Raw genomic sequence first — 25,594 nt, 5'->3', positions numbered from 1 at the left:
CGATTTCCCGGCGGGGATCCGGGGTGAGCAGGACGGATACCCGCCAACAACGCCCGGATCCGGTGACTTTCGACCGCCGAAACGGACATATTGACTGGTGGCGTTCCGGACGCTAGCGTCTTGCGCCATAAAAAGGAAACTTTCTTAACTAATTCGAGCGGGGCGCCGATGATGGTGAGTTCCTGGTCCCGGACGGTGGCCGCGGTTTCGGCACTGGTCCTCGGGGGTTTGACGGTTCCGGCGGTTTCGGCCGCGGCGGCGGTACAAGGTGAGGTCCGGGTCGACCAGGTCGGCTACGGCATCACCGAGACCAAGCACGCCTATCTCCTCTCCAGCGCGCCGGGTTCGTTCTCGGTGATCGACGAACGCGGCCGGACCGTCCATCATGGACGGAGCGGACAGTCGCTCGGCGCCTGGAACGCGAAGTACCCGGCGGTGTACCAGCTTGACCTGTCGAAGGTCTGGCTGCCGGGCAAGTACCGGATCGAGGTCACCGGCGAGACCAAGGCGACGTCGCCGACGTTCCGAGTGGACACCAAGGACCGGCTCTTCACGCCGCTCGTCCGCGCCACCAACGAGTTCTTCCAGGCGCAGCGCGACGGTGACGACATCATCCCCGGCAGGCTCGACCGCAAACCCTCGCATCTGGCCGACAAGCAGGCCACGGTCTACGAATGGCCCGCGTTCGGCGGTGAATTCGGTGACGAGATCACCGAACCGCTGAAGCCGTCGGGCGGGCCGATCGACGTCGAGGGCGGCTGGGTCGACGCGGGCGACTTCGTCAAGTTCACCTCGAACACGGCGTATTCGCTGGCGGAGCTGGGATACGTGCTCCGCGAGGACTACGACCGGGCGCTGGCCAAGGAGGTCAAGCTCGGTCTCGACTGGCTCGACAAGATGTGGGACGAGAAGAGCAAGACGCTCTACGCCCAGGTCGGCATCGGGACGGGCAGTGACAAGTTCGGCTTCCTCGGCGACCACGACGTCTGGCGGAACCCGCACGACGACGACCCGCTCGACGTGAAGCCGGGTGACCCCAAGTACTTCGTGAAGCACCGGCCGGTCTTCCCGGCGAACCCCGGCGGTTCCGCGCTCAGCCCGAACCTCGCCGGCCGTGTCGCCGCCGCGTTCGCGCTCGGTGCCCAGGTCGAGGCGAAGCGGAACCCGTCGCTGGCAAGGAAGTACTTCGCCGAGGCCGCCTCGGTGTTCGCGCAGGCCAAGACCGAGAACGTCGGCGAGCTGGTCACCGCGTTCCCGCACGCGTACTACCCGGAATCGTCCTGGCGGGACGACATGGAACTCGGCGCGACGCAGCTCGCTCTGGCTGCCAAGGCCCTGCGGGACCCGCGGTCGGCCGAATGGACACGGCAGGCGGCGCACTGGGCGAAGGCCTACATCGACGTCGAAGAGAAGAGCACGCTCAACCTGTACGACACCAGCGCGCTGGCGCACGCCGAACTGGCGAAGCTCCTGCGGCACGGCGTCCCGGGTGCCGCGCTCGGCCAGAAGGAACTGGTCGGCGACCTCCGGCGTCAGCTCGACGAAGGTGTCGCGAGCGCGGCTCAGAGTCCTTTCCGGACCGCCGTCTCGGTGAAGGAATTCGACGCGGCCAGCAAGAGCTTCGGGTTCGCCGCGACCGAGCGGCTGTACGCGGACCTGACCGGTGACCGCCGGTACGCGGCGTTCGGTTCGCAGCAGCGGAACTTCACCCTCGGCGCGAACGCCTGGGGCATCTCGCTGGTCGTCGGCGTCGGCACCACGTACCCGCGGTGCCCGCACCACCAGGCGGCGAACCTCGCCGGCGAAGAGAAACTGCTCTACGGCGCCGTCGTGAACGGCCCCAACGGAGCGGAGAACTTCGAGCACATGGAGCTCCCGCCCGGTTCGAAGGAATGCAAGAAGCCCTTCGAAGCCTTCGACACCCCCGAGGCCCGCTACGCCGACGACCTCGCCTCGTGGCCGAGCAACGAGCCCGCCATCGACTTCACCTCGACGGCCATGCTCGCGTTCGCGCTGACCGGACGTTCCTGAGGCGTGATCGCGGGGCCCGCTTTCGCGGCGGGCCCCGCGTTCGCGTACCCGACAACTCCTGTTCGCGGCGATGCCGCCGCTCCGGACGGTGACGACGTCGTAGTCTTGGCGGGGTGAGTGAGACAAGCGAGTTCCCCGACGGCCAGTACCCGGAACGTCCGATCGAGCGCCACAAGGGCCCGGTCGTGCTGCGGCGGGATCGCCGTGACCAGGGCAGCACCACCGACCAGCGCCTGCTGGACTCGCGGGGGCCGAGCGACTGGGTGCACACCGACCCGTGGCGGGTGCTGCGGATCCAGGCGGAGTTCGTCGAGGGCTTCGGCGCGCTGGCCGAGGTGCCGCGCGCGGTGACGGTGTTCGGCTCGGCGCGGACCAAACGGGACAACCCGGAGTACGAACTCGGCCGCAAGATCGGCGCCGCGCTCGCGAACGCGGGCTTCGCGGTGATGACCGGCGGCGGCCCCGGCGCGATGGAAGCGGTGAACCGCGGCGCCAACGAGGCGGGCGGGTTCTCCGTCGGCCTCGGCATCGAGCTGCCGTTCGAGCAGGGCCTGAACCCGTGGGTCGACCTCGGCGTCAACTTCCGGTACTTCTTCGCCCGCAAGACCATGTTCATCAAGTACTCGCAGGCGTTCATCTGCCTGCCCGGCGGCTTCGGCACGCTCGACGAGCTGTTCGAGGCGCTGACCCTGGTGCAGACGAAGAAGGTCACGAAGTTCCCGGTCGTGCTGTTCGGCAGCGAGTACTGGGGTGGCCTGTACGACTGGATCGCCAAGACGCTGCTCGCCGAGGGCAAGATCGGTGAGAAGGACCTCGACCTGCTGCACGTCACCGACGACATCGACGACGCCGTGCGCGTCGTGCAGGAGTCGTACCAGGCGTGGGAGGACACCCACTGATGGCGGCGCCGCGCCGGATCTGTGTCTTCTGCGGCTCGTCGATGGGCTTCGATCCGAGGTACGCCGACGAAGCGCGAGCCCTGGGCACGCTGCTGGCCTCACGGGGGATCGGGCTGGTCTACGGCGGGGCCTCGGTCGGCACCATGGGCGTCGTCGCGGACGCCGCGCTCGCCGCCGGCGGTGAGGTGATCGGCGTGATCCCCGAGGCGCTGGGCAGCGTCGAGATCGCGCACGCGGGCCTGACCGAACTGCACGTCGTCGCCGACATGCACCAGCGGAAGGCGAAGATGGCGGCGTTGTCCGACGGCTTCCTCGCACTGCCCGGCGGCGCGGGGACGCTGGAGGAGCTGTTCGAGGTGTGGACGTGGGCGCAGCTCGGGCTGCACGAGAAGCCGATCGGGCTGGTCGACGTCGGCGGGTACTACGCGCCGCTGCTGAAGTTCGCCGACCACATGGTGTCGGAGGGCTTTCTGTCGGCTGGGTACCGGGACATGCTGTCGATCGACTCGGACGCTTCGGTGCTTCTGGACGGCTTCGCGGACTACGTGCCGCCGCCTCGTCCTAAGTGGGCTAAGTAGGGCTGCCACTCGGCTCCTCGGTACATGAAGGCCCCCTTCATTGCGCCTAGCGCCGTGAAGGGGGCCTTCATGTACTTCACCCAGGCAAGTCGCACCGGAATGCGCCAAATGTCCCTTTAGTCTCACTCGCGCGTGCAATGAAAGGCTCTTTCCTTGCAAAATTTGCAAGGAAAGAGCCTTTCATTGCAGCGGCGAGGCGGAGCCGCGAGCAGCGGGGGAGCAAGGGACCTTTGCTACCACCCCGCGCCACCGCAACCGTCAGGCAGCGCTCTGATCAGGCCGTTTGTGGTACGAGTCGACGTACTCCTGCCCCGAAAGCTCCAGGATCGCGTACATGATCTCGTCGGTCACCGAGCGCCGGATCGCCGGCGACGAGTCCTGCCCCTCGTACCGCGAGAAGTCCAGCGGCGCACCGTAGGTCACCGTGATCTTCGCCCGCCGCGGGATCCGTTTCCCGGCGGGTTGCAGGTCTTCGGTCCCGGTGAGCGCGACCGGCACCACCTTCGCCCCGGTCGCCAGCGCCAGCGCCGCGACACCGGTGTGCCCGCGGTGCAGCCGCCCGTCCAGCGAGCGGGTGCCTTCGGGGTAGATCGCGAACGCGCCGCCCGCGTCGAGCACCTTCCGCGCCGCTTCGAGCGCGGCGAGACCGGCCTGCGCGTTGCCGCGTTCGACCGGGACGTAGCCGAGGCCGCCCAGGAAACCGGCCATCAGTTTGCCCTTGAGCCCGCGGCCGGTGAAGTACTCCGCCTTGCCGAGGAACTTGACCTGCCGCATCGCCGTGAAAGTGATCACGCCGGTGTCCAGCGCCGCCCGATGGTTGGGTGCCAGCAGCACCGGACCGGTGGCGGGGATGTTCTCCACGCCGCGGATCTCGGGGCGGTACAGCGCCCTGACCAGCGGGCCGAGCACGAATCGGACGAGCAGCGGTAGCAAGGTTCCTCCATCGACTCCGGTGTCGGACTCCAGCATGGCACGATCACTACTCATGAGTTGGTTCGAGCGGCGTACCTGGCAGAACCCCGATTGGACGCTCGACGACATCGTCGCTGCGAAGGGTGACCGGACGGTTTCGGTCGTGCTACCGGCGCTCGACGAAGAGGACACCGTCGCCGAAGTCGTCGGCACGGTCCGCCCGTTGCTGGGCACGGTCGTCGACGAGCTGGTCGTGATGGATTCGGGCTCCACCGACGCCACCGCCGAGCTCGCCGCCCGCGCCGGCGCGCGTGTGGTGCGCCGCGAGGACGTGCTCCCCGACCTGCCGCCGGTCCCGGGCAAGGGCGAGGTGCTGTGGCGGTCGCTGGCCGCGACGACCGGTGACGTCGTCGTGTTCCTCGACTCCGACCTCGTCGACCCCGATCCGGCGTTCGTGCCGACCCTCCTCGGGCCCCTGCTCTGCGAGGAAGGCGTCCACCTGGTCAAGGGCTTCTACCGGCGGCCGCTGCGGCTGGAGAGCAGCGGCGGCGGCCGGGTCACCGAGCTGCTGGCGCGACCGGTCCTTTCGGCGCTGCGCCCGTCGCTCTCCGGGCTCATCCAGCCCTTGGGCGGCGAGTACGCCGCGACGCGCGAGTTCCTCGAGTCAGTTCCCTTCGCGGCTGGATACGGCGTCGAGATCGGGCTCATCCTCGACGCCGAAGCGCGCTACGGCCTTGAAGGGCTCGCGCAGGTCAACCTCGGCGTACGCAAGCATCGCAACCGCTCGCTGCTTCAGCTGGGGGTGATGGCGCGCCAGATCCTTGGGACGGCGCTCGCGCGTTGCGGCATCAAGTCCGACGACCCGGCCCAGCTCACGCAGTTCGCGCAGGTGGGTGACGAATGGCTGCCGGAGGTGGCCGAGGTGTCGGTCAGCGACCGGCCGCCGATGCGCGAAGTGCGCGGCCTACAGACGTAGGACCTCGTCGAACCCGGCCACCTGCGATTCACGATGCGTCACGAGCACGACGGTCCCGCGAGCGGCGGCGAGCACGTCGGCCAGGACGGCGTCGCCGTGCGCCGGATCCAGACCCTCGACGGGCTCGTCCAGGACGAGGATCGGCGGCGCCGAGAGCACTGCTCTCGCCAGAATGAGCCGCTGGCGTTGCCCACCGGACAGCGAGTCGCCGTCGGAGCCGACTTCGCGATCCAGTGGCAGATCGAATCCGGCCGTCGCGCACGCGTCGAGCAGTTCGGCGTCGGAAGAGCCGGGCTTCGCGAGGAGCAGGTTCTCGCGGACGGTCGTGTGGAAGACGTGCGCGTCCGCGAGCGCGCCCGAAATCACCGACGGCAGCAGCGCCGGGTCGTAGGTGTCCAGCGGCTTCCCGTTTAGCAGGGCGCGCCCGGACGTCGGCGCCACGGACCCCAGCAGGACGTTCAGCAACGTCGTCTTCCCCGCCCCGCTCGGCCCCACGATCCCGATCCGCTTGCCCGGCGGCAGGTCGAGGTCGACGCCGTCCAGCGCCGGAGCCCTGCCCGCGAAGTGAACGCCGATGCCTTCGAGCCGCAGATGTCCCGGCTCGGGCACCGCGGTCCCGCGCGCGGGCGGCGGTTCGGTCAGCAGCGCGCGCACCCGCTCGGCCGACGCGCGGACCTCGACCCAGCGCTGGGCGGCCGCGGTCAGCGGCAGGACCAGCTCGAACACGGCCAGCGCGCCCAGGGCCAGTGCCGCGGTCAGGGGCGCCGAAACCCCGGCGGTCAGCGCGATGGCGACGCAGGTCAGCAGCTGGACGAGGATCCCGGCCGCGGTCAGCAGGCTCGTGCGGTTCGCCGTCGCTCGGTCCCGCGAAGCAAGAGAATCGACAGCAGCGTGCGCGGCGTCCACAGTGGACTCGTGGACGCCGTAGGCGATCAGTTCGCGTCGCCCGGTGATCAGTTCGACCGTCCGTTCGGCGAGGTCGGCGCGGGCCGGAGCGCTCGCTTCCGCCGCCGCGTGGGTGATCCGCACGCACAGCCACGGCAGGCCGATACCGGCGACGGCGAGCCCTGACGCGAGCACGAGCCCGGCGGCCGGGCTGACGATCAGCGCGACCGTCGTCGACACCGCGCCGACGAAGGCGGCGACACCGGCGGGCAGCAGGCAACGGAGGATCGCGTCCTGTACGGCGTCCACATCGGACACCAGGCGCGTGACGAGGTCGCCGCCCGAATGCCGCGAGACCCGGTGTGGCAGCAACGACGTGTACACGCGGGTCCGCAGGGCACCGAGATAGCGTAAGACGACCTCGTGCCCGGCGAGCCGTTCCGCGTAACGCAGCCCGCCGCGCAGCAACGCCAGCGTCCGCACGGCGACGATCGCCACGGTGAGCGACGCCAGCGGCGGCTGCTCGGCCGCCTTCAGCAACAGCCACGCGGCGGTGGCCATCAGCGCCAGTCCCGCCAGCTCGGCACCGGCCGCGATCAGCCCGGCACGGGCCAGCCGTACGACGTCCTTTGTGGACACTCCCCAGACGTTCACACCAGTTCCCGTTCTCGTACGGCGCCATCGTGGACTTCGAGGACGCGGGTGGCCAGCGCGGTCATCGCGGGCCGGTGGGCGACGAGTACCGCGGTCCGGCCGGTGAGCAGCTCACGGGTCGCGCCGAGCACGGCCGCTTCGGTCCCCGCGTCGAGCCGGGCGGTCGGCTCGTCGAGCAGCGCCAGACCCGCATCGGTGCGGGCCAGCGCCCTGGCGAGGCCGAGCCGTTGCCGCTGACCGGCCGAAAGCGGCGCGCCCAGTTCGCCGATCCGGGTCCGGTAGCCGTCGGGCAGGCCCCGCACGACCTCGTCGAACGCCGCCGCGTGTGCCGCGGCCTGGACGTCCGGCACCTGGCCCATGGCGATGTTCTCCTCGACGGTCCCGGTGAACAGCGTCGGCCGCTGCGGCACCCACGCCGTCCCGGCCCGCCACCTGGCCGGATCCAGCTCGCGCAGGTCGACGCCGTCGACGAGGACCCGGCCGGACGTCGGCGTGACGAAGCCCAGCAGCACTGCCAGCAACGTGCTCTTCCCGGAACCGCTGGGGCCGACGAGCGCGACGTGCTCACCCGATTCGATCGTCATGTCCACTTCGGACAGTACGGTCTCGTCGCCGTACGCCACGCTCACCTTCTCCAGCACGATCCGCGGCGCACCGCGGCCGGCCACGAGCGAACCGGGGACGACGTCCTCCGAACGGACGGCCAGCGCTTCCCACAGCGTGGCGAGCCCTTCCGCGCTGGCGTGGAACTTCGCCCCCGCGGCTCGCAGCGGCAGATACGCCTCCGGGGCGAGCAGCAGCACGAGCACCGCGGTGTGCACGACCATGCCGCCTTCCAGTAAGCGGAAGCCGATCGGCACCGCCACGAGCGCCACCGAAAGCGTCGCCACCAGTTCCAGCACCAGCGCGGACAGGAACGCGACCCGCAGCGTGCGCATGGTCGCGTCGGTGTGCGCGTCCGCCATCGCCCGCACGGTCTTCGCCTGCGCCTCCGCGCGGCCGAACACCTTGAGCGTGCCGAGCCCGCGCACGACGTCGAGGAAATGCCCGCCCAGCTTGGAAAGCAGCGACCATTGCTTGGCGGTCTTCGCCTTCGTGTGCTGTCCGACCAGGATCGCGAACACCGGGATCAGCGGCAGCGTCGCGGTGATGATCAGCGCCGACGACAGATCCGCGGCGAACAGCCGGACGAGCACCGCGACCGGGATGATCGCCGAGAGCACCACCGTCGGCAGATACCCGGTCAGGTAGGCGTCGCTCGCGTCGATCCCCTTGGTCACCAGGGTCGCGACCTCGCCCGGGTTCTCCGCCTCCGCGCCGAGAAGCCGTTTGCGCAGCCCGGATTTGACCTTCGCCGCGAACCGGCCGCCGACGGAACCCTGGACGCCGGCGAGCAGTGCCCGCACCGTGATGGCGGCGACGAGCGTCCAGGTCACGCCGCCGCCGGTGAGCAGCGTCGCGAGACCGTCGGCCTGGACGAGGATCGCCGCGGCGGTCAGCGTTCCGAGGACGGCCAGTACGCCGAAGTGGCGCCGCAATCCGGGAAGGGGAGGCATCTCGGGCTCCTAGAAGTGAAGCAGCGAACGCTGGTCGACGCGGGTGTCGTGCCTGCGCCAGGTCGCCCATTGCACGGCGGCGATCGCCACGAGCGCGGGCGGCAGGACGAAGGTGAGCAGGCCGAGCATCTCGGTACTGGTGGCCGCCTCCGTGAGGCTCAACGAGAAGCCTCCGTCCACAGAGGACACCAGCGCGTCCGGCAGGCGCAGGGTTCCGACCGCCAGCACCGGCGACGCGGACAGCGTCATCGTGGCGACCAGTGCCGCCTTGTGCCGTCCCGCGCGCAGGGCCGCCGCTGCGACACCCAGCGCGCCGAACGCCAGCACGATCGCGGGCAGCACCGACCACGACGCGGTGGTCTCGACGGCGCCCCAGACGACCGCCACGACCAGGAACGCGAGGGCCGGCGCGAGCAGGGCCTTGGCGATCCGGTTCGCGCGGGCGGTGAGCTCGGCGGGTGCCCGGACGGCGAGGAAAGCCGCTCCCTGCAAGGCGAACAGCGCGACGAACCCGGCACCCCAGAGCAGCGCGTACGGGCTGAACACCGCGAGGACGTCGCCTGCCGGTTTCCCGGCCGCGTCGAGCGGGAGCCCGAGCACGAGGTTGCCGAGGAACACGCCCCACGACACCGCCGTCACCCAGGCGCCGACGGTGATCGCCAGCGTCCAGGCGCCGCGGCCCGCGCCCGGCCGCCTGCTGCGCAACTGCACCGCCGCGGTGAACGTGACGAGCCCGAGCAGCAGGGTGACGACCGGAAGGTACGCCCCGGCGAACACTTTTCCTTCCAGATGCGGGAAAGCGCCGAACAGGACACCGACCGCGGCCACCAGCCACACCTCGTTGGCCAGGAAGAACGGGCCGAAAGCGCCGAGCACACGCCGTCGTCCGGCTTCGTCACGGCTGAGCCTGCCGAGCAGCATCCCGACGCCGTAGTCGTAGCCGGCCAGCGCGAAATAGCCGGCCGTCAGGAAACCGAGCACACACCACCAGAGGATCACCATCGGTCAGACTCCGCTCAGGACGGGAAGTTCGGGACGCGGCGCGGCCGCTTCTTCGCTCGCGTCGGGGCCGCGTTTGGCGACCCGCGACATCAGGACCCAGTCGGCGATCGCGAGCGCCGCGAACAGCACGGTGAACGCGATGAAGGAGAACAGGATCTGCCCGGCAGGGATCGCCGCGACGGCGTCGGCGGTGGTCAGCTGCCCGCGGATCAGCCACGGTTGACGGCCGATCTCGCGCACCAGCCAGCCGAGGATCGCCGCGACGAACGGCAGCGGAATGGCCAGCACCATCACGTACAGCAGCGGCCGCACCTTGGTGATCCAGTTCCGGAACAGCAGCAGCGTGCCGAGCATCGAGGCGAGGAAGGCGATGAACCCGATCTGGATCATGAAGCCCAGCGACGCGCCGACCAGCGGATCAGGCGACTTGAGCTTGTCGGGGTGGTACTCGCCGAGCGGGCCGAATTGGCCGAAACCGAAGCCGATCACCAGCGTGCTGCCGACCAGCGAGGCGAGCACGCCGATCCGCATCGAGCGCTGGAAGAACTCGATCTCCTTGGTGCGCTTGATGAAGTGGTACGCGCTGACGCCGACCACGAAGAAGCCGCCGGTCATGAGCGCCGCGCTCAGCACGTGCGGCAGCGAGCTCATCAGGGCCGGGTTGGTGAACAGGGCGCCGAAGTCGTCGAGCTTCAGCACGCCGTTTTCGGCGTGCGTGCCGACCGGGTTCTGCAGGAACGAGTTGGCCACCATGATGAACAGCGCCGAGGCGTACGCGGTCAGCGTGACCAGCCAGATCAGCGTCAGGTGGACCCATTTGTTCAGCCGCCCCCAGCCGAAGATCCAGAGCCCCAGGAAGGTCGATTCGGCGAAGAACGCCACCAGCGTCTCGATGGCCAGCGGAGCGCCGAAGACGTCGCCCGCGACCGCGGACAGGCCGGTCCAGGTGAGTCCGAACTGGAATTCCATCACGATTCCGGTGACGATTCCCAGCGCGTAATTGATCACGTAAAGCTTGCCCCAGAAGCGAGTCATCCGCGTGAGTTCCGGCTTTTCGCCGAACGCGGAGCGTGTCTGCATCACCGCGACGAGTGTCACGAGCCCCAGTGTGAGCAGCACGAACAGGAAGTGGAACGAGGTCGTCGTCGCGAACTGGAGTCTCGCGATCGGGAGTGCGTCCATGTCGAAGCACTGTATACGTAGGCTGGCTACATGTAGCCACTAAATCTATGAAATCGGGGTGATCTCGGGGACATTCCCTGAGGCCGGTCCGGGAAAGTCCCGGCTACCCTGGCAGGCGGCGATGTGTAGACTGTCTATCTATGAAGGCCGACAGCCTGCGCGGGCACCTCGACGCGCTGCTCCTCGCCGTCCTCGACGGCCGGAAGCTGCACGGATACGCCATCATCGAGGCGCTCCAGCTCCGCAGTGACGGTGCGCTCGACCTGCCGACGGGCACCGTCTACCCGGCGCTTCGCCGGTTGGAGCGCGCCGGATTCCTCGCCAGCGAATGGGACGTCGTGTCCGGCCGCAAACGTCGTACGTACAAGCTCACCCGCTCCGGGCAGAAGGCCTTGGCGGCGGAACGGGCCGAGTGGCAGGAGTTCACCACCGTGATCGGTGGTGTCCTCGGGGGGAGTACCGCATGAGCACGATCGAGGCCTACATCGGCGATCTGGACACGAGATTGCGCGGGTCGGCGGGGGCGAAGGCCGATCTGCTCACCGAGGCCAAGGACGGTCTGATCGACGCGGCAGAGGCATATCGCGAGGGCGGTGTCGACGAGGCGGAGGCCGAACGCCGTGCCGTCGCCGATTTCGGCCCGGCCGCCGTGATCGCCCGCGAGTACCAGGCCGAGCTGGCGTTGCGCGGCGACATCGGCACGCTGTGGAAGGTCATCGTCGGTATCCCGCTGATCCAGGTGGGCTGGGAGCTGGCGCGGATCTGGACCTACGGCGACTGGAGCCGGAGCGGGAATTCGCATCCGGAGTGGTACATGTCCGTCATCGAACTCTTCGGTGTCCTGGTCCTCGTTCCGCCCGTGATCGGAGTGGTCGCGCTGTTCGGGACGCGACGGCTGGGGCGCAGGCTCGACAGTGTCCGGCTGGGGAAGGTGACGCGGTGGACGGTGGGCGCCGCGGCGAGCACGAACCTGCTGGCGCTGCTGCTGCTCACCGTGGGTACGGCGGCCCTCGATCCGTCCAGGCTGAACGTGAGCCTGGTGTGCAACGTGCTGGCGATCGGCTGGGTCGCGTTCAGCTTCTGGCTGCTCCCGCCGGCCTTCCGGCCCCGGCCCGCGCTCGCCGCATGAACGCGATCGAGGCCTACGTCGACGAGTTGGACGGCCGCTTGCGCGGACCGCGGTCGGCGAAGGCCGATCTGCTCACCGAAGCGAGGGACGGTCTGGTCGACGCGGCCGAGGCGTATCGCGAGGGTGGTGCCGACGAGGCGGAGGCCGAACGCCGTGCCGTCGCCGATTTCGGGCCCGCCGACCTGATCGCTCGTGACTACCAGGCGGAATTGGGACTCCGGCGCGACATCCGCGTGCTGTGGGAGCTGATCGCCGGTGTCCCGCTGCTGATCCTCGGCTGGGATTTCGCGCGGGGATTCGGTGACTGGTCGCGGTTCGGCGACGCGCCGTCCTGGTATCACCGCGCGATCGGCGCGGCCGACACGCTCGCGGCGCTGTCCCCGGCCATCGCGGTCGCCGGGTTGCTCGCGGCACGTCTGCTTTCGCGGCGAGCGGACGGCCCGCCCGTCGCCCGCGCGGTCTCGTGGTCGCTGGCGGGCGCGGTGGGTCTGAACCTGCTCGCGGTCGCGACGTACGGCGGCGCGACCGGACTGCTGGAACCCGCGCGCATGCTCGTCAGCGTGCCGTGCGCGGTCATGTCCGGAACCTGGATCCTGTTCAGCATGCGGCTCGCGGTCGCCGCGCGGAGTCGGAGAGCCACGGCATGACGGTGATCGAGGCGTACCTCGGGGAACTGCGCACCCGGCTGGACGGCCCGGCGTCGGCGAAGCGGGATCTGCTGCGCGAGGCACGGGACGGGCTCAACGACGCCGCGGACGCGTATCGCGACGGCGGCTGGAGCGAGCACGACGCGCAACGCCGCGCCGTCGCCGATTTCGGGCCGGTGCATCTGATCGCGCGGGACTATCAGGCCGAGCTGGGGATGCACAGCGGCACCCGCACCCTGTGGAAACTGATCCTCGGCGTGCCGATGATGCAGCTCGCCTGGGAGTTCGCCCGCAAATGGACCTTCGGTGACTGGTCGCAGCTTTCGACGCCGACCCCGGGTTGGTACAAGTACGTCGCCCAGTTCACGCACGGCTCGGTCTTCATCGTGCCGATGCTGGGTGTGATCGCGCTGCTTTGCATGCGCTGGCTTTCCCGGCGGATGGACGGCGCAAGGCTGGTCAGGACCGCAGGCGTGCTGATCGGCGAGGCCGTCGGGCTGAACCTGCTTTCGGTGGCGCTGCTGGTGATCGCCACCGGGTTCATCGACGCGTCGAGACTGTTCCTGTCGGTGCCGTGCGGGATCCTCATGGTGCTCTGGGTCGTGGTCAGCGTGCGACTCGCGTTGCTGGCGAGACGATCGTGGCGTTCGTGTGCCACGATCGTCGCGTGACGACCGCCCTGATCTATCTCGTAGTCATGCTGCTGGTGGCCGCAGTGGTGTTTCTGCTGGCCGCCGTGGTGTTCGGCCGGGGTGAGGAGCTCGCCCCGCTGCCGCCCGGCAGCTCGCCGACCAGGCTGCCCGCCGAGGACATCACCGCCGAGGACGTCCACGCCGTCCGCTACCAGATGGTGCTGCGCGGCTACAAGATGTCCGAAGTGGACTGGGTGATGCGGCGGCTCGGCGTCGAGATCGAGGACCTGCGCGCCAAAGTGGCCGAACTGGAGGCCGAGCGCGAGGGCGCCAGGTGACCGATGTCGTCGTCTCGGTCGACGTCGCGGTACCGGCCGGGACGGCTTGGCTCGCCCTGACCGATTGGGAACGCCAGGGCGAATGGATGCTCGGCACCGAGGTCGAGGTCGTCGAAGGCAACGGGCGCAGCGTGGGTTCGAAACTGTCGGCGTTCACCGGCGTGGCCGGGATCGGCTTCACCGACACCATGGAGATCACCGGCTGGGAACCGCCGCTGCGCTGCGTCGTGCGGCATACCGGCAAGATCGTGCAGGGCACCGGAGTCTTCCAGGTGATCGAGAAGGGGCCGCACGCGTCGACGTTCGTCTGGGCGGAGCATCTGCGGCCGCCGTTCGGCGTCGTCGGACGGCTCGGCTGGCCGGTCGCGAAACCGGGATTCGAACTGGGGCTGCGGCTTTGCCTGCAGAGATTCGTGAAGTACGCGGAGGGGTATCGGGTTGGCTGAGGCGGGTCTGCTGGGCGCGGACGGGATCAAGCGGTGTTCGTGGGGCAACTCGGCCCCGGACTACGCCGAGTACCACGACACCGAATGGGGCGTCCCGCTCCACGGCGACGAAGAACTGTACGAGCGGCTGTGCCTGGAGTCGTTCCAGTCCGGGCTTTCGTGGATCACGATCCTGCGGAAGCGGGAGTCGTTCCGGAAGGCGTTCAAGAGGTTCAAGCCGAAGAAGGTCGCGGCCTTCACCGACGACGACGTTTCCCGGCTCATGCAAGACGCGTCGATCGTGCGGAACCGGGCGAAGATCCTGGCGGCGATCAACAACGCCAGGGCGATCGAGGAACTCGACGGTTCGCTGGACGACCTGCTGTGGTCGTTCGCGCCCGATGCTCATGTCCGGCCCCCGACGATGGCGGACGTCCCGGCGATCACCGACGAGTCGAAGGCGATGGCGAAGGAACTCAAGAAGCGCGGCTTCGTGTTCCTCGGGCCGACGACCTGTTATGCGCTGATGCAGGCGACGGGGATGGTCGACGACCACGTGAAGGACTGCTTCCGGGCCGCTTAGACCGAGCGGGCGTGGAGGTCTTCGGCCAGCCGTTGGAGCGTTCGGTAGGTGCCGTCGAACTCGATCACGCCACCGTCACGCAGTTCGATGGTGCACCTCGCGACATACGCGAAGGGGACGACGTAGCTGAACCGAAACTCGGTGCCCTGGTAACGCACTGAGCGGACTTCGGCCCACGCGATCGCGTGCCGGACCTTGCGTCCGTAGACCTCCGCGAAACCGCCGGTGAAGACGTAGAGGCCGCCGTCGAGACGTTTCCGCGTCAAGGCACACCACCACAGGAAGAGCGGCGGCCACACGAACAGCACGACGGCCAGGGCTCCGGTCATGTCGCCTTCGCGGAGCCCGAGCGCGAGAGCGCCCGCCAGCGGCGCGAAGGCGAAGAAGGTCCCGATGGCGCCCGGCCTGCGGCGGTAGCGGCGAACGCAGTCACCGAGGTCGCGCTCCGCGGCAGTCGACTGGAGGTGGGGCGGGATCACTCCCGGACGCTAGTCGCGGCGGTCCGGTACCGGTCCCGGGTGCGCTATGAAAGGTCCTTTCCTTGCAAAATTTGCAAGGAAAGGACCTTTCATAGCACGCCGCGAGGGGTTACTTGCCCTGGAAGTTCGGCTTGCGCTTGCCCACGAAGGCCTCGACGGCCTCGGTGTGGTCGGCTGTCGCGCCGAGCGCGGACTGCGCGGCGTCCTCGGCGTCCAGCGCCTCTTCGAGCGAGGACTCGGCGGCGACCGCGAGGACGTTCTTGATCTTCGCGTACGCGACCGTCGGTCCGGCCGCGAGCTTCGCGGCGACCTTCTGCGCGCGGGCGGCGAGTTCCTCGTCCGGCACGACCTCGCCGACCAGGCCGAGCGTCAGCGCCTCGGCCGAATCGACCGTGCGCGCCATCAGCATCAGCTCGGCCGCGCGGCCGAGACCGATCAGCCGCTGCAACGTCCACGACGCGCCCGAGTCCGGGCCGAGTCCGACGTTCGCGAACGCCATCAGGAAGTTCGCCGACGTCGCCGCGATCCGGAGGTCGCTCGCGTACGCGAAGGCCGCGCCCGCGCCGGCCGCCGGGCCGTTCACCGCCGCGATGACCGGCTTCGGCATCCCGACGATCGTCTTGACGATCGGGTTGTAGTGCTCCTTGACGGTGTGTAGCGGAGCGGGGTCACCCGCCTGCAGCAGCCCGACGTGCTCCTTCAGGTCCTGCCCGGCACAGAAGGCCTTGCCGGAACCGGTCAGCACGACCGCGCGGACGCTGTCGTCGGCCGCTGCCTCGGTCAGGCCCGCCAGCAGCAGTTCCTTGAGTTCGACGGTCAGCGAGTTGTACGCCTGCGGCCGGTTCAGCGTGAAGGTGCGCACGCCATCGGCGTCGGCGGTCAGCAGAACGTCGGATGTGGTCACGGGATCTCCTAGTCGGCGAAACTGCGGTCTGAGACGAAGTCTTTCAGCCTCGCGAGCCGCATACCAGCACCGATACGGCGGCAAAAGATCGGTCCGCGTTCGCGCTCGGCCGCTGATGAGGGACAATGGACAGTAGACCCGGCTGGCTTTGACGAGCGCGACCCGGGCGCGCCGGTTGAGACGGAGGGAGCACGCTATGGCGGCCATGAAGCCCCGGACCGGAGATGGTCCCCTCGAAGTGACTAAGGAGGGGCGGGGCCTCGTGATGCGCGTACCACTCGAAGGTGGTGGGCGCCTCGTCGTCGAACTCTCCGCGGAAGAAGCGAAGGATCTCGGCGCGGCCTTGCAGGAGGTCACCGGCTGAGCCGGACCGCACCAACGTTCAACCACCCGCACCCCGGTCTCCCTTCGGAGGCCGGGGTCGCGGTTCATCTGCGCCCGGAGGTCGCTCACTGTGCGTAACCCGCTACCCCCCGTTCCGGGGAAGCTGCTCGAACTCGAGGTCTCGGACGATCTAAGGCGCGGTACGCCGCTGGCCACGCTGATCGCGGCGCCGTCCGAAGAGGACGGTGACGCCGGACTCGCGGAGATCGGCGGCGTGCGGCCCACCGGCAAGGCCGGTGACGTGCAGACCGTGCCGACCGGCGGCGTCCGCTGGCTGGCCGGCGTCGGAGACGGCGAGCCCAAGCAGTACCGCAAGGCCGGTGCCGCGCTGGTCCGCGCCGTTTCGTCGGCGCTGGAGGAAGACGTCAAGGCGGGCCAGAAGGCGTTCCGTGCCTTCGCCGTCGAGCTGCCCGAGGACGCGGGCACCGAGCACGTCGAGGAACTCGCGTTCGGGCTGCTGCTCGGCGGTTACCGGTTCACGGTGACGGCCGAGGACCCGAAGCCGAGCCTGCGGACCGTGCGCTTGATCACACGCCACGAGCACGCGGCGGACGCCTTGGAGCGGGTCCGCGAACTCGCCGCGGCCGCCGCGTTCGCGCGCGACCTGGCGAACACGCCGTCGAACATCAAGACCCCCGCCTGGCTCGCCGACACGGCCGTCCGCGTCGCCGGCGGCCTCCCGAACCTGACCGTGACGGCCAGGGACGAGAAGTGGCTGGCCGAGCAGGGCTTCGGCGGCGTCCTCGCGGTCGGTGGCGGCTCGGCCGCGCCGCCGCGGCTGATCGAACTGGAGTACCGGCCGCGCGGGGCGACGACGCATCTGCTGCTGGTCGGCAAGGGCATCACCTTCGACACCGGTGGCCTTTCGATCAAACCGGCCGACGGCATGCACCTCATGCGCACCGACATGGCGGGCGGCGCGGCGATCATCGCCGCGGTCCGCGCGATCGCCGCGCTGCGCCTGCCGGTCAAGGTGACCGCGCTGGTACCGGCCGCCGAGAACCACGTGTCCGGTTCGTCGTACCGGCCCGGCGACATCGTCCGGCACTACGGCGGCAAGACGACCGAGGTGGGCAACACCGACGCCGAGGGCCGCATGGTCCTGGCCGACGCCCTCGTCTACGGCATCAAGAAGCACAAGCCGGACGCGGTGATCGACGCCGCGACCCTGACCGGCGCCATGAAGGTCTCGCTCGGCGTCCGCACCGGCGGTGTCTTCGCCACCGAGGACGCGCTCGCGGAGCGGGTCACGAAGGCGGGCGAGCGGGTCGGCGAGGCGTGGTGGCGGATGCCGCTGCTGGAGGACCTGGCCGAGACCGTTCAAGGCTCGCTCGGTGACGTCCGGCAGGCGCCGGGCGGCCCCGGCGGCATCGTCGCGGCGCTGTTCCTGCGCGAGTTCGTCGGGGACGTGCCGTGGGCGCATCTCGACATCGCCGGCCCCGCGCGGGCCGACAAGACCTACGCGGACGTCGTGCCCGGGGCCACCGGGTTCGCGGCGCGGACGCTGGTCGAACTGGTCGCGTCCTACGTCTGACCTGCGGTTTATCTGCGGGGTGGGAGCAAGGGACCTTTGCTACCACCCCGCAGGTCGACCTTCGGCATGGGCTGGGTCGGCGCGTCACCGGCGTGGGCGGTGAGCCGCCGGGCGATCCCGGTCGCGGGACCGGTCAGGTATCGGTACACGAGCCACGCCGTCACGGAGCCGAGGACGAGCCCGGCGAGTACGTCGTGCGGGTAGTGCGCGCCGACGAAGACCCGCGAGAAGCCCATCAGCACCGCGCCCGGGAGCACCCACGGCGCGAGTCGCCGCCAGGCGAGCGCCAGCCCGACGGCGGCCGCCGCCCCGATGGTGGAGTGGTTGCTCGGGAAGGACCAGTCGCCGATCGGCGGGCAGTCGACGAGCGTCACGAGGTTCCGGCACGGCCGGTCCTCCTGGATCACGCTCTTCAGGCCTTCGCTGATCAGGTACGCGATCGCGGTCGCTGCGGGCGGCAGCAGCGCCACGGCGATCCGGACGGGCGAAGTGCGCGCCCGCCACAACATCCAGGCGAAAAGCCCCGCGAAGACGAGCAGTCCTGCTTCGGTGAACAGGATTCCTGCCGCCTGAAGCCAGCTCGGGCTTTCCCCCGCCAACTCCACGATGTCGTCGTACATTCACTCGAAGTTAGCGAAAACGACGCGTCCGCGGGGTGGACGAACGGCAGGGATCGACACTGACGATCGTCACCAGGGGTGCGCGCGGACCCGTTCCCGGAACCTCAGGACGGCAGGCGGCAGGACGACGTCCTTGCGCCAAGCCAGCCCGATGGTCCGGCCGACCGGCGGTACCAGCGGGACTTCGGCGACACCCGCCGGGCTGCCCGGCTCGAAACGGGGGAGCAGCGCGACGCCGAGCCCGGCCGCGACGAGGCCTCGCACGGTGTCGGACTCCTGCCCTTCGAAGGCGATCTTCGGCTCGAAGCCGGCCGCGGCGCACAGTTCGTCGGTGATGGTGCGGAGGCCGTAGCCGGTCTCGAGGAGCACGAACTCCTCGTCCTTGAGGTCCTCGATGGCGGCGCTGGGCCGGTCGGCGAGGCGGTGCGACGTCGGCACGGACAGGAAGATCTCCTGCTCGGACAGCACGGCGGTGTCGAGCAGGAGATCGTCGACGGGGGCGGGCGCGAGCAGCGCGAGGTCGAGTTCGCCGCTGGTCAGCCGGTCGACCATGTCCTGACGTGAGCCCTGGACCAGCGTGAACCGGACTCCCGGGTGGTCCGCGCGATAGCCGCGGAGCAGCGTGGGGACCAGCGAACGGCCGAGGAGGTGCAGGAAACCGAGGACGATGTGCCCGGATTCGGGGTCGACCTCCTCGCGGGCTTGGCGGACCCCGGCGTCGACGGCGGCGAGCGCGCGCTCCGCGGCGTCGGCGAGCAGCTCGGCGGCCCGGGTGAGCCGGATGCCGCGGCCGTCGGGGACCGTCAGCGGTGCGCCGAGGGCCTCGCCGAGCGCCGCGATCCGACGGCTTACCGTGGGCTGCGGGACACCGAGCAGTTCGGCCGCGCGTGTGACGTTCGTCGTGCGGCGCAGTGCGGTGAGCAGTGCGAGCTGGGGGGCCAGCTGGGCGGTCATCCTTTCATTCAGCACAGTATCGATTGTGGCAGATGAGCGTATTAGACGTATCGTTTAGCCAGGCTTAGCTTCGAGGTCGTGCCTGCTCCCGGAACCACCCGCCGCGTGACGATCGCCGTCGCCGCGGCCGGGATCTCCTCGTTCGCGCTGCTCTACGCGCCGCAGCCGGTGCTGCCGCAACTGGCCGAGCAGTACCACCTCGATCCCGGTGGCGCCTCGCTCGCGGTGAGCGTCGCGACCGGCGCGCTCGCGATCGCCGTGCTGCCGATCGCGGCGCTTTCGGAGGTCGTGGGGCGGCGTCCGGTGATCATCGCCTCGGTGGTCGCGTCGGTCGTGTTCGGTTTCCTGCTGCCGCTGGCGCCGAGCTATCCGGCGCTGCTCGTGCTGCGGGCGCTGCAGGGGGTCGCCATCGCGGGGTTCCCCGGCGTGGCCGCGGCCTACCTCGCGGAACGGCTCGGCAAAGCCGGACTGGCGGCGGCAGTGGGCGCGATGATCGCGGGGAACACCGTCGGCGGCATGGTCGGACGGCTCGCGGCCGGGTTCACCGCCGGGCCGTTCGGCTACCAGGGCGCGCTGCTCGTGGTCGCGGTGATCGGGCTGCTCTGCACGGTGGTCACGGTGCTGGCCCTGCCGCCGGGGGAGCAAGGGACCTTTGCTACCACTTTCGCGGATCGGCGCAGGTCAGGGCGCTTTCGCGACCAGGGCAAGGCGGTGCTGGCCGGGCTCGGCGCGGCCGTCCGGAAGCCTGTCCTGCTGGTCCAGTACGCGGTCGCGCTACTGGCGATGGGCTCGTTCGTCGCGCTCTACAACGCCGCCGGCTTCCGCCTGACCGGCGAGCCGCTGAACCTCTCGCCCGCGATCGCGTCACTCGTCTTCCTCGCGTACGCGATCGGCTCGGTCTCGTCGGCGACGGCGGGCAAGCTCGTCGGCCGCTTCGGGCGACGCCGGGCGCTCGCCGGTGCCCTGCTGCTCACGATCGTGGGCGCCGCGCTGACGCTGTCCGGCTCGCTGCCCATGGTCGTCGCCGGGTTCGTGGTGCTGACCGGCGCGTTCTTCGCCGCGCACGCCGTCGCCAACGGCTGGGCCGCGGCGGAGGCGCCCGAGAACGCTCGAGGCCAGGTGGGCGGGCTCTACACGCTTTCGTATTACCTCGGCAGCAGCGTCGGCGGCGCCGTCGGCGCGAGCGTCTACGGGCACGCGGGCTGGACCTGGCTGATCGTGCTCACCGCCGCCTGGCTGGCGCTCGCCGCGGTGGCCGTGGTCGCTGTGGTCCGGAACGGGTCTGAAAGTGGTAGCAAAGGTCCCTTGCTACGCGATCGCGGCGACCAGCAGCCCGCCGCCCACCGGCAACAGCGCCGGGACCAGCCGCTCGTCCTCCCGGAAGGCCCGCGCGACCTCCCGGAGCGCGAGGGTGTCCGGATCACGCCGTGAGGGATCGGTCACCCTGGTCCCCGAGACGTTGTGGAACGCCAGTATCCCGCCGGGCCGCAGCAGCGCGACGGCCTTTTCGTAGCAACTCGGGTACTCGACCGGCGCCGAATCGACGAACACCAGGTCGTAGCCGCCGGGGGTGAGCCGGGGGAGGACGTCGAGCGCGCGCCCCATGATCAGCCGGGTCCGCCCCGGCGGGTAGCCGGCCTCGCGGAACGCCGCCCGCGCCGCCCGGTGGTACTCCGGCTCGATGTCGATCGAAGTGAGGATCCCGTCGTCGACCATGCCGCCGAGCAGGCACAACCCGCTCACCCCTGCCCCTGTCCCGACCTCGACGACGGCCTTCGCCCGCAGCGTCGTGGCCAGAAAACGGAGAGTCGCGCCCGCGCCCGCGCTCAGCGGGCCGCATCCCAGATCGGCCGACCGCGCCCGCGCGGCGGCCAGTACCTCGTCGTCGGGGACGTAGCCGTCGACGAGATCGGCGTCGGCGGCCTCGGCAGGCGAGCCCGCATGCGTCCCGGAATTCACACGCGGAGGTTAGCGCTGCCTATCGCCAAAAGAGCAGAAGACTCCTGGTAACGACTTCTCAGCCTCCTCTCAGTCCAGTCTCACTAGAAACATAAGCAGGCCGGACAGACTGGTCCTCGACAACGGGAACACCGTGCACATCGCCCGCGTTGGGTGGAGTAGTTGGGAGAAGACGCTGATGGAGGTGCCTACTTCCCCGATGCAGGACACGATGCAGGACCAGCACGCGGACCAGGTCACGCCGGTGACGGTGGACGAGGCCGCATGGACGCCGCCCTCGTGGGACGAGGTCGTGCGTGAGCACGCCGACCGCGTGTACCGGCTGGCATACCGCCTGACCGGTAACGCCCACGACGCCGAGGACCTGACGCAGGAGACCTTCATCCGGGTCTTCCGCTCCCTCGCGTCCTACAAGCCCGGCACGTTCGAAGGCTGGCTGCACCGCATCACCACGAACCTCTTCCTCGACATGGCCCGCCGCCGCTCGCGCGTGCGGATGGAAGGCCTCCCCGAGGACACCGACCGCATCGTCGGTGACGACCCGAGCCCCGAGCAGGTCTACTCGGACACGCATCTCGACCCGGACCTGCAGGCCGCGCTCGACGAGTTGCCGCCCGAGTTCCGTGCCGCGGTCGTGCTGTGCGACGTCGAAGGCCTCTCGTACGAGGAGATCGGCGCCACCCTCGGTGTCAAGCTCGGCACCGTGCGCAGCCGGATCCACCGCGGCCGCCAGGCGCTTCGCGCTTCTTTGGAGCGTCGTCGCGCCGCGGCGCAGGAGTCTGCGAAGGTGGGGGTATGACCGCACCGCGAGGTTGGGGACTCCCCGAGTCGCATCTGCTTCCGGACGCCATCGTCGCCTTCGTGGACGGCGAGCTGACCCTCGGCGCCCAGGACAGGGCTTCGGCGCATATCGCCCGTTGCCAGTCCTGCGCCGCCGAGGTGACCGCCCAGCGCCAGGCCGTCGCGGCCGTGAAGCAGGCGGGAGCCCCGTCGATGTCGGCGGGTTTCCTGGCCAGCCTTTGCTCCATCCCGCAGAACACCGAACTTCCCGGCACGCCGGACAACCTGGCGATGACCGCGGACGGCCAGCTCGTGGCCATCCAGCGGCCCGACCGGGTCGCCGGCCTTCGTGACACCGGCGTCTTGGGCGGTACCGCGCCGTTGGGATCATCGGCGCCGCTGGGCCATTCGCCGAACGTCCTCGGCGGCGGGCGGTTCGGTCTCGCCCGGCGGAAGTACGCGCAAGGCGCCGGAGTCGTCGTTTCGGGCCTGGTGCTGAGCGCCCTGGCCCTCGTCGCGACCTCGGGTGACGGCACCGAAGACCAGCCGGCCACCGGTTTCACCCCGCCGCAGGGCGTCAACGCCGGGCTGCTGCCCGCGCAGCTGGGCGGCGGCACCCAGCCGGAACCGCCGCGCAGCACCACGCCGAGCCCGAGCACGTCCAGCCGGCCCATGCCCGTCTCGGCCCGCTGATCTGCTTCGTCAGGGTTTGACGAAGCAGATCGTCGCGCTCTTGAACTTCTGCGTCGCGCCGTACGCCGAGTAGGAGATCACTTCTTCTGTGCCCTCCTTGCACGGACTGTTCACGTAGCTGGCCTTGTCGAACACCTCGCTGATCTTCAGCCGCGCTCCCGAGCAGTTCACCAGCGGCGGCGGGGTCTTGGTCTTGATGTCGTCGAAACACAGGCCGACCTGGGCGTTGATCCCCAGGCAGAGTCCGACGCCTTCCCCGCGCAGCGGCGTCGCCACCGAGTAGCTGTAGAAGCCCTCCGGGCAGTCGCCCTTGACCGTGCCCTTGACGCTCACGACGTACGGCGTCTGCGGGTTGTCGCAGGCGGCCTTCACCGCGTCGGCCTCTTTGCCGGCGCCGGTCAGCTGGACGCAGTCGCCGGCCTCCACCTTGCTGGCCTGCTTCTCCGGCCCCGCGACCGATTTCATCACGACGACCAGGCCGATCCCGCCGCCGACCACGACGAGCGCCGCCACGAGCAGCAGCACCTTCAGCTTGGTGGACATGCCCTTCTTCTTGGGTGGCTGCTCTGGCCAGCCCTGATGCTGCGGCCATTGCTGGTGAGGGACGTTCTGGGGCGGATAAGGGGCGCCCGGGTTCTGCGACATGGCCGTCAGAGTGCCACAAGTGAGACATCTTCGCGGCAAGTGTCACATTTCTGTCCGGTGCGGGGAATCAACGCGCACTTCACCGTGGTCACGGCAGAATCCACGGTGAGGCTTGGCGTACTCTCGCGTCCGGCCAACCTGATCTCAGCCCCGGGGAATGATGACCGAGCAGCCGAACGCGAAACCGCAGCAGCCTGGTGACCCGGCGGGGGATCGGCTGGCACCGCGCCCGCTGGCCCGGCCCGCCGTCGATCCGGCGCAGGCGGCCACGTTCGGGAGGCCTCATGGCGTCGATGGCGCCTTCGACAAGCTGTACCAGCCCAGTCCGAACGGACAGCCCGCGCCGGGCCTGAATCTGGCGCCGCCGACGCCGGAATCGCTCGCCGAAGCCTTCCGCCGCCCGCCGGGCGCCGAAGGTGTCGTGCTGGAGCGGCCGCACGGGACCAACGGTTCCGGGCCGTCCTCGAACGGCGCGGAAGATCCGCTCTGGACCACGACGTCGGACCCGTGGCGTGATCCCGGTTCCGGCGCGGTGCTCGCCGGGCCCGCCGTGCAGCAGGACACGGAAGAAGAGAAGCAGGCGAAGCGCCCGCAGGGTGCGCTGCTGAGCCTTCCGGAGGTCCTCTTCGGGCGGCGTGTGCAGACGAAGGCACTGGCGATGCTCGCCGCGGTCGCGCTGGTCATCGGCGCGGTCGGCGGGCTGATCGGCTGGTGGTTCGCCGACACCGGCACCGAACTGACCGGCCAGGCCAGCATCTCCGAGGCCGACGCGGCCAAGGAGCGTCCGGCGGGTTCGATCGCGGACATCGCCCACCGGGTGGCGCCCGCCGTGGTCTCCCTCGAAGTCTTCAAACCCGGCGCCGACGCGGGCCAGCAGGGCTCCGGTGTCGTCATCGACAACCAGGGCTACGTGCTCACCAACGAACACGTGATCTCCGCCGCGACGGCCGACGCGGCCACCAAGGTCACCGCCGTGTTCTTCGACGGCAAGCGCGTCGAAGCGAAGGTCGTCGGCGCCGACCCCAAAACCGACCTGGCCGTGGTCAAGGTCGACGTCAAGAACCTCACCGCGCTGCAGGTCGGGAAGTCGTCCGACCTGGCCGTCGGCGACTCGGTGATCGCCGTCGGTTCGCCGCTGGCGCTGCAGAACTCGGTCACCGCCGGCATCGTGAGCGCGCTCAACCGCCCGGTGACCGCGGGCGGCGACGGCGGCAGCGCGCCGGTGATCTACGAGGCCATCCAGACCGACGCCGCGATCAACCACGGCAACTCGGGCGGCGCGCTCGTCGACGCGACCGGCGCGCTGGTCGGGATCAACTCGGCGATCCGCTCGTCCAGCGCCGAAGGCGGCAGCATCGGCATCGGATTCGCCATCCCCAGCGACTACGCGGTGAAGATCGCGAAAACACTGATCAAGGACGGCAAGGTCGTCCACCCCGACATCGGCATCAACGCTTCGTCGACCGTCGCGGGCTCCAGCACCATGGGCGCACAGGTCCGCAACGTCGCCCCCGGGGGTCCCGCGGCCTCGGCGGGGATCAAAGAAGGCGACGTCATCACGGAAGTCGGCGGCCGGCTCGTGCGCGACTCGGCGGAACTGCTCGTCGCGGTCCGCGCCCGCGAAGTCGGCGAAGTGGTCCCTGTCCGGCTTGTCCGGGATGGGTCTTCACTTGTCGTGGACGTGAAACTGGCCTCGGACTAGCGAGTTCGGACGGGTACCCTGAACGGGGAAGACGCCGAGGCGGAGGTTCACACGGGTGTTCGAGAGTGTCGGCTGGGGAGAGATCCTCATCATCGTCGTCGCGGGTCTTTTCATCCTCGGTCCGGAGCGGCTGCCCGAAGCGGCGTCCTGGGTGGCGAAGAGCGTCCGCAAGGTCCGCGACTTCGCGACCGGGGCCAAGACGCAACTGCGCGAGGAGATGGGCCCGGAGTTCGATCAGCTGCGCAAACCGCTGGAGGATCTGCGAGGCCTGCGGAACTTCGACCCGAAGCGGGTCGTCACCCAGCACCTGTTCGACGGTGACTCGGATCCGCTGGGGCTCAACAACGTCAACGGCACCAATGGTGCCAACGGCGCTTCGAAGCCCAACGGCCACCCGGCGCCCGCTTCGCAGCCTGAGCCGCTGAAGCCGGGAGAGCGCCCTCCGGTCGACCCGGACGCCACCTGACCCCCAACGCATTTAGTCCTCTGGATGCGATCCTTGCGTGCGCAA

Annotated in this window: 28 protein-coding genes and 1 pseudogene; 18 read left to right on the top strand and 11 right to left on the bottom strand. The window is 69.8% G+C overall.

All coding sequences use genetic code 11. The annotated features are described in order from the left end of the window. The first annotated feature begins 168 nt into the window (after nt 1-168). The 3 genes from ACSMFO_RS35060 to ACSMFO_RS35050 all read left to right on the top strand — a co-directional run bounded on the left by ACSMFO_RS35060 (nt 169) and on the right by ACSMFO_RS35050 (nt 3,508). Nucleotides 169-2,031 (top strand): glycoside hydrolase family 9 protein, encoded by a 1,863-nt coding sequence (locus ACSMFO_RS35060; RefSeq protein ID WP_436461941.1) that lies wholly within the window; start codon nt 169-171, stop codon nt 2,029-2,031. 113 nt (nt 2,032-2,144) lie between these two features. Beyond that, nucleotides 2,145-2,930, top strand: a complete 786-nt coding sequence (locus tag ACSMFO_RS35055) for a TIGR00730 family Rossman fold protein (protein ID WP_400942765.1) — start codon at nt 2,145-2,147, stop codon at nt 2,928-2,930. Then, nucleotides 2,930-3,508, top strand: coding sequence for a TIGR00730 family Rossman fold protein (locus ACSMFO_RS35050; protein ID WP_360966444.1), 579 nt, complete (start codon nt 2,930-2,932; stop codon nt 3,506-3,508). Before ACSMFO_RS35055 ends, ACSMFO_RS35050 begins: the two co-directional genes overlap by 1 nt. Nucleotides 3,509-3,766: 258 nt before the next feature. Here the strand turns inward: ACSMFO_RS35050 and ACSMFO_RS35045 are convergent, their stop codons facing one another. Continuing rightward, the gene (locus tag ACSMFO_RS35045) at nt 3,767-4,441 is read right to left on the bottom strand and encodes a lysophospholipid acyltransferase family protein (protein WP_395866331.1); all 675 of its coding nucleotides are present in this window, start codon (nt 4,439-4,441) and stop codon (nt 3,767-3,769) included. A gap of 52 nt (nt 4,442-4,493) precedes the next feature. Between ACSMFO_RS35045 and ACSMFO_RS35040 the strand changes: the two genes are divergently transcribed. Further along, nucleotides 4,494-5,396 carry a glucosyl-3-phosphoglycerate synthase gene (locus ACSMFO_RS35040; RefSeq protein WP_436461940.1) on the top strand — a complete coding sequence of 301 codons (903 nt, stop codon included), beginning with the start codon at nt 4,494-4,496 and terminating at the stop codon, nt 5,394-5,396. Here ACSMFO_RS35040 and cydC read toward each other — a convergent pair. From cydC to ACSMFO_RS35020, 4 genes are read right to left on the bottom strand one after another with little or no spacing between them, the layout of a single operon-like run. Beyond that, nucleotides 5,385-6,935, bottom strand: coding sequence for a thiol reductant ABC exporter subunit CydC (gene cydC / locus ACSMFO_RS35035; RefSeq protein WP_436461939.1), 1,551 nt, complete (start codon nt 6,933-6,935; stop codon nt 5,385-5,387). The genes ACSMFO_RS35040 and cydC overlap by 12 nt on opposite strands. Beyond that, entirely contained in the window at nt 6,932-8,491 is a 1,560-nt protein-coding gene (gene cydD, locus ACSMFO_RS35030; RefSeq protein WP_436461938.1) for a thiol reductant ABC exporter subunit CydD, read from the bottom strand. Before cydD ends, cydC begins: the two co-directional genes overlap by 4 nt. Nucleotides 8,492-8,500: 9 nt before the next feature. Next, nucleotides 8,501-9,493 (bottom strand): cytochrome d ubiquinol oxidase subunit II, encoded by a 993-nt coding sequence (locus ACSMFO_RS35025; protein WP_436461937.1) that lies wholly within the window; start codon nt 9,491-9,493, stop codon nt 8,501-8,503. A gap of 3 nt (nt 9,494-9,496) precedes the next feature. Beyond that, nucleotides 9,497-10,675, bottom strand: coding sequence for a cytochrome ubiquinol oxidase subunit I (locus ACSMFO_RS35020; protein ID WP_073847509.1), 1,179 nt, complete (start codon nt 10,673-10,675; stop codon nt 9,497-9,499). A 140-nt stretch (nt 10,676-10,815) separates the two neighbouring features. On the opposite strand from ACSMFO_RS35020, the gene ACSMFO_RS35015 reads away from it, so the two are divergent. The 7 genes from ACSMFO_RS35015 to ACSMFO_RS34985 are packed head-to-tail and all read left to right on the top strand — an operon-like array spanning nt 10,816 to nt 14,429. Then, the gene (locus ACSMFO_RS35015; protein ID WP_005155407.1) at nt 10,816-11,142 is read left to right on the top strand and encodes a helix-turn-helix transcriptional regulator; all 327 of its coding nucleotides are present in this window, start codon (nt 10,816-10,818) and stop codon (nt 11,140-11,142) included. Then, nucleotides 11,139-11,804, top strand: coding sequence for a permease prefix domain 1-containing protein (locus ACSMFO_RS35010; RefSeq protein ID WP_073847510.1), 666 nt, complete (start codon nt 11,139-11,141; stop codon nt 11,802-11,804). The genes ACSMFO_RS35015 and ACSMFO_RS35010 overlap by 4 nt, the downstream gene beginning before the upstream one ends. Beyond that, on the top strand, nt 11,801-12,451 hold the full coding sequence (locus tag ACSMFO_RS35005) for a permease prefix domain 1-containing protein (RefSeq protein ID WP_436461936.1): 651 nt from the start codon (nt 11,801-11,803) through the stop codon (nt 12,449-12,451). Before ACSMFO_RS35010 ends, ACSMFO_RS35005 begins: the two co-directional genes overlap by 4 nt. Further along, nucleotides 12,448-13,122, top strand: a complete 675-nt coding sequence (locus ACSMFO_RS35000) for a permease prefix domain 1-containing protein (protein WP_436461935.1) — start codon at nt 12,448-12,450, stop codon at nt 13,120-13,122. Before ACSMFO_RS35005 ends, ACSMFO_RS35000 begins: the two co-directional genes overlap by 4 nt. Continuing rightward, nucleotides 13,119-13,421: a DivIVA domain-containing protein gene (locus ACSMFO_RS34995; RefSeq protein ID WP_378240854.1), complete on the top strand. Its 303-nt coding sequence runs from the start codon at nt 13,119-13,121 to the stop codon at nt 13,419-13,421. The genes ACSMFO_RS35000 and ACSMFO_RS34995 overlap by 4 nt, the downstream gene beginning before the upstream one ends. After that, nucleotides 13,418-13,867, top strand: coding sequence for an SRPBCC family protein (locus ACSMFO_RS34990; RefSeq protein ID WP_034324054.1), 450 nt, complete (start codon nt 13,418-13,420; stop codon nt 13,865-13,867). Before ACSMFO_RS34995 ends, ACSMFO_RS34990 begins: the two co-directional genes overlap by 4 nt. Beyond that, nucleotides 13,860-14,429, top strand: a complete 570-nt coding sequence (locus ACSMFO_RS34985) for a DNA-3-methyladenine glycosylase I (RefSeq protein ID WP_436461934.1) — start codon at nt 13,860-13,862, stop codon at nt 14,427-14,429. Before ACSMFO_RS34990 ends, ACSMFO_RS34985 begins: the two co-directional genes overlap by 8 nt. On the opposite strand, the gene ACSMFO_RS34980 is transcribed toward ACSMFO_RS34985, so the two are convergent. Together ACSMFO_RS34980 and ACSMFO_RS34975 are read right to left on the bottom strand one after the other, a co-directional pair. Continuing rightward, entirely contained in the window at nt 14,426-14,908 is a 483-nt protein-coding gene (locus ACSMFO_RS34980; protein WP_436461933.1) for a hypothetical protein, read from the bottom strand. The two genes, ACSMFO_RS34985 and ACSMFO_RS34980, sit on opposite strands and share 4 nt — an antisense overlap. Before the next feature lie 109 nt (nt 14,909-15,017). After that, on the bottom strand, nt 15,018-15,812 hold the full coding sequence (locus ACSMFO_RS34975) for an enoyl-CoA hydratase/isomerase family protein (RefSeq protein ID WP_072028778.1): 795 nt from the start codon (nt 15,810-15,812) through the stop codon (nt 15,018-15,020). 196 nt (nt 15,813-16,008) lie between these two features. Here ACSMFO_RS34975 and ACSMFO_RS34970 point away from each other — a divergent pair, with 196 nt between their 5' ends. Together ACSMFO_RS34970 and ACSMFO_RS34965 are read left to right on the top strand one after the other, a co-directional pair. Next, complete coding sequence (locus ACSMFO_RS34970; RefSeq protein WP_005155393.1) at nt 16,009-16,176, top strand: DUF3117 domain-containing protein; 168 nt, start codon at nt 16,009-16,011, stop codon at nt 16,174-16,176. A gap of 90 nt (nt 16,177-16,266) precedes the next feature. Next, the gene (locus ACSMFO_RS34965; protein WP_436461932.1) at nt 16,267-17,730 is read left to right on the top strand and encodes a leucyl aminopeptidase family protein; all 1,464 of its coding nucleotides are present in this window, start codon (nt 16,267-16,269) and stop codon (nt 17,728-17,730) included. Nucleotides 17,731-17,738: 8 nt separating this feature from the next. Here the strand turns inward: ACSMFO_RS34965 and ACSMFO_RS34960 are convergent, their stop codons facing one another. Both ACSMFO_RS34960 and ACSMFO_RS34955 read right to left on the bottom strand, forming a co-directional pair. Further along, complete coding sequence (locus ACSMFO_RS34960) at nt 17,739-18,350, bottom strand: phosphatase PAP2 family protein (protein ID WP_360130537.1); 612 nt, start codon at nt 18,348-18,350, stop codon at nt 17,739-17,741. Between the two features lie 69 nt (nt 18,351-18,419). Continuing rightward, a complete protein-coding gene (locus ACSMFO_RS34955) occupies nt 18,420-19,304 on the bottom strand; it encodes a LysR family transcriptional regulator (protein WP_436461957.1) in 885 nt (294 codons plus the stop codon). A gap of 78 nt (nt 19,305-19,382) precedes the next feature. On the opposite strand from ACSMFO_RS34955, the pseudogene ACSMFO_RS34950 reads away from it, so the two are divergent. Then, nucleotides 19,383-20,603: pseudogene (locus tag ACSMFO_RS34950) on the top strand (MFS transporter); the annotation flags it as partial. A gap of 9 nt (nt 20,604-20,612) precedes the next feature. On the opposite strand, the gene ACSMFO_RS34945 reads toward ACSMFO_RS34950, so the two are convergent. Continuing rightward, on the bottom strand, nt 20,613-21,263 hold the full coding sequence (locus ACSMFO_RS34945) for an O-methyltransferase (protein ID WP_038519085.1): 651 nt from the start codon (nt 21,261-21,263) through the stop codon (nt 20,613-20,615). 178 nt (nt 21,264-21,441) lie between these two features. Between ACSMFO_RS34945 and sigE the strand changes: the two genes are divergently transcribed. Continuing rightward, nucleotides 21,442-22,062 carry an RNA polymerase sigma factor SigE gene (gene sigE / locus ACSMFO_RS34940; protein ID WP_037332153.1) on the top strand — a complete coding sequence of 207 codons (621 nt, stop codon included), beginning with the start codon at nt 21,442-21,444 and terminating at the stop codon, nt 22,060-22,062. Further along, nucleotides 22,059-22,736 (top strand): anti-sigma factor family protein, encoded by a 678-nt coding sequence (locus ACSMFO_RS34935; RefSeq protein WP_436461931.1) that lies wholly within the window; start codon nt 22,059-22,061, stop codon nt 22,734-22,736. The genes sigE and ACSMFO_RS34935 overlap by 4 nt, the downstream gene beginning before the upstream one ends. Nucleotides 22,737-22,745: 9 nt before the next feature. On the opposite strand, the gene ACSMFO_RS34930 is transcribed toward ACSMFO_RS34935, so the two are convergent. Continuing rightward, nucleotides 22,746-23,381 (bottom strand): LppU/SCO3897 family protein, encoded by a 636-nt coding sequence (locus ACSMFO_RS34930; protein ID WP_038519081.1) that lies wholly within the window; start codon nt 23,379-23,381, stop codon nt 22,746-22,748. A gap of 160 nt (nt 23,382-23,541) precedes the next feature. On the opposite strand from ACSMFO_RS34930, the gene ACSMFO_RS34925 reads away from it, so the two are divergent. Beyond that, nucleotides 23,542-25,083 carry a trypsin-like peptidase domain-containing protein gene (locus ACSMFO_RS34925; RefSeq protein WP_436461930.1) on the top strand — a complete coding sequence of 514 codons (1,542 nt, stop codon included), beginning with the start codon at nt 23,542-23,544 and terminating at the stop codon, nt 25,081-25,083. A 55-nt stretch (nt 25,084-25,138) separates the two neighbouring features. After that, nucleotides 25,139-25,549 carry a Sec-independent protein translocase protein TatB gene (gene tatB, locus ACSMFO_RS34920; protein ID WP_436461929.1) on the top strand — a complete coding sequence of 137 codons (411 nt, stop codon included), beginning with the start codon at nt 25,139-25,141 and terminating at the stop codon, nt 25,547-25,549. The last annotated feature ends 45 nt before the right edge of the window (nt 25,550-25,594 follow it).

The sequence above is a fragment of the Amycolatopsis sp. w19 genome, from assembly GCF_051373225.1.
GTDB classification, from domain to species: domain Bacteria; phylum Actinomycetota; class Actinomycetes; order Mycobacteriales; family Pseudonocardiaceae; genus Amycolatopsis; species Amycolatopsis japonica.
The sequence above is the reverse complement of the archived record's forward strand: the minus strand, read 5'-3'. Positions and strand labels throughout refer to the sequence as shown.

Coding starts and splice junctions, on each gene's coding strand:
- ACSMFO_RS35060 (WP_436461941.1), top strand. CDS start 169: ATGATGGTGAGTTCCTGGTCCCGGACGGTGGCCGCGGTTTCGGCACTG.
- ACSMFO_RS35050 (WP_360966444.1), top strand. CDS start 2,930: ATGGCGGCGCCGCGCCGGATCTGTGTCTTCTGCGGCTCGTCGATGGGC.
- ACSMFO_RS35040 (WP_436461940.1), top strand. CDS start 4,494: ATGAGTTGGTTCGAGCGGCGTACCTGGCAGAACCCCGATTGGACGCTC.
- cydD (WP_436461938.1), bottom strand. CDS start 8,491: ATGCCTCCCCTTCCCGGATTGCGGCGCCACTTCGGCGTACTGGCCGTC.
- ACSMFO_RS35025 (WP_436461937.1), bottom strand. CDS start 9,493: ATGGTGATCCTCTGGTGGTGTGTGCTCGGTTTCCTGACGGCCGGCTAT.
- ACSMFO_RS35020 (WP_073847509.1), bottom strand. CDS start 10,675: ATGGACGCACTCCCGATCGCGAGACTCCAGTTCGCGACGACGACCTCG.
- ACSMFO_RS35015 (WP_005155407.1), top strand. CDS start 10,816: ATGAAGGCCGACAGCCTGCGCGGGCACCTCGACGCGCTGCTCCTCGCC.
- ACSMFO_RS35010 (WP_073847510.1), top strand. CDS start 11,139: ATGAGCACGATCGAGGCCTACATCGGCGATCTGGACACGAGATTGCGC.
- ACSMFO_RS35005 (WP_436461936.1), top strand. CDS start 11,801: ATGAACGCGATCGAGGCCTACGTCGACGAGTTGGACGGCCGCTTGCGC.
- ACSMFO_RS35000 (WP_436461935.1), top strand. CDS start 12,448: ATGACGGTGATCGAGGCGTACCTCGGGGAACTGCGCACCCGGCTGGAC.
- ACSMFO_RS34970 (WP_005155393.1), top strand. CDS start 16,009: ATGGCGGCCATGAAGCCCCGGACCGGAGATGGTCCCCTCGAAGTGACT.
- ACSMFO_RS34960 (WP_360130537.1), bottom strand. CDS start 18,350: ATGTACGACGACATCGTGGAGTTGGCGGGGGAAAGCCCGAGCTGGCTT.
- ACSMFO_RS34955 (WP_436461957.1), bottom strand. CDS start 19,304: ATGACCGCCCAGCTGGCCCCCCAGCTCGCACTGCTCACCGCACTGCGC.
- sigE (WP_037332153.1), top strand. CDS start 21,442: ATGGAGGTGCCTACTTCCCCGATGCAGGACACGATGCAGGACCAGCAC.
- ACSMFO_RS34935 (WP_436461931.1), top strand. CDS start 22,059: ATGACCGCACCGCGAGGTTGGGGACTCCCCGAGTCGCATCTGCTTCCG.
- ACSMFO_RS34930 (WP_038519081.1), bottom strand. CDS start 23,381: ATGTCGCAGAACCCGGGCGCCCCTTATCCGCCCCAGAACGTCCCTCAC.
- ACSMFO_RS34925 (WP_436461930.1), top strand. CDS start 23,542: ATGACCGAGCAGCCGAACGCGAAACCGCAGCAGCCTGGTGACCCGGCG.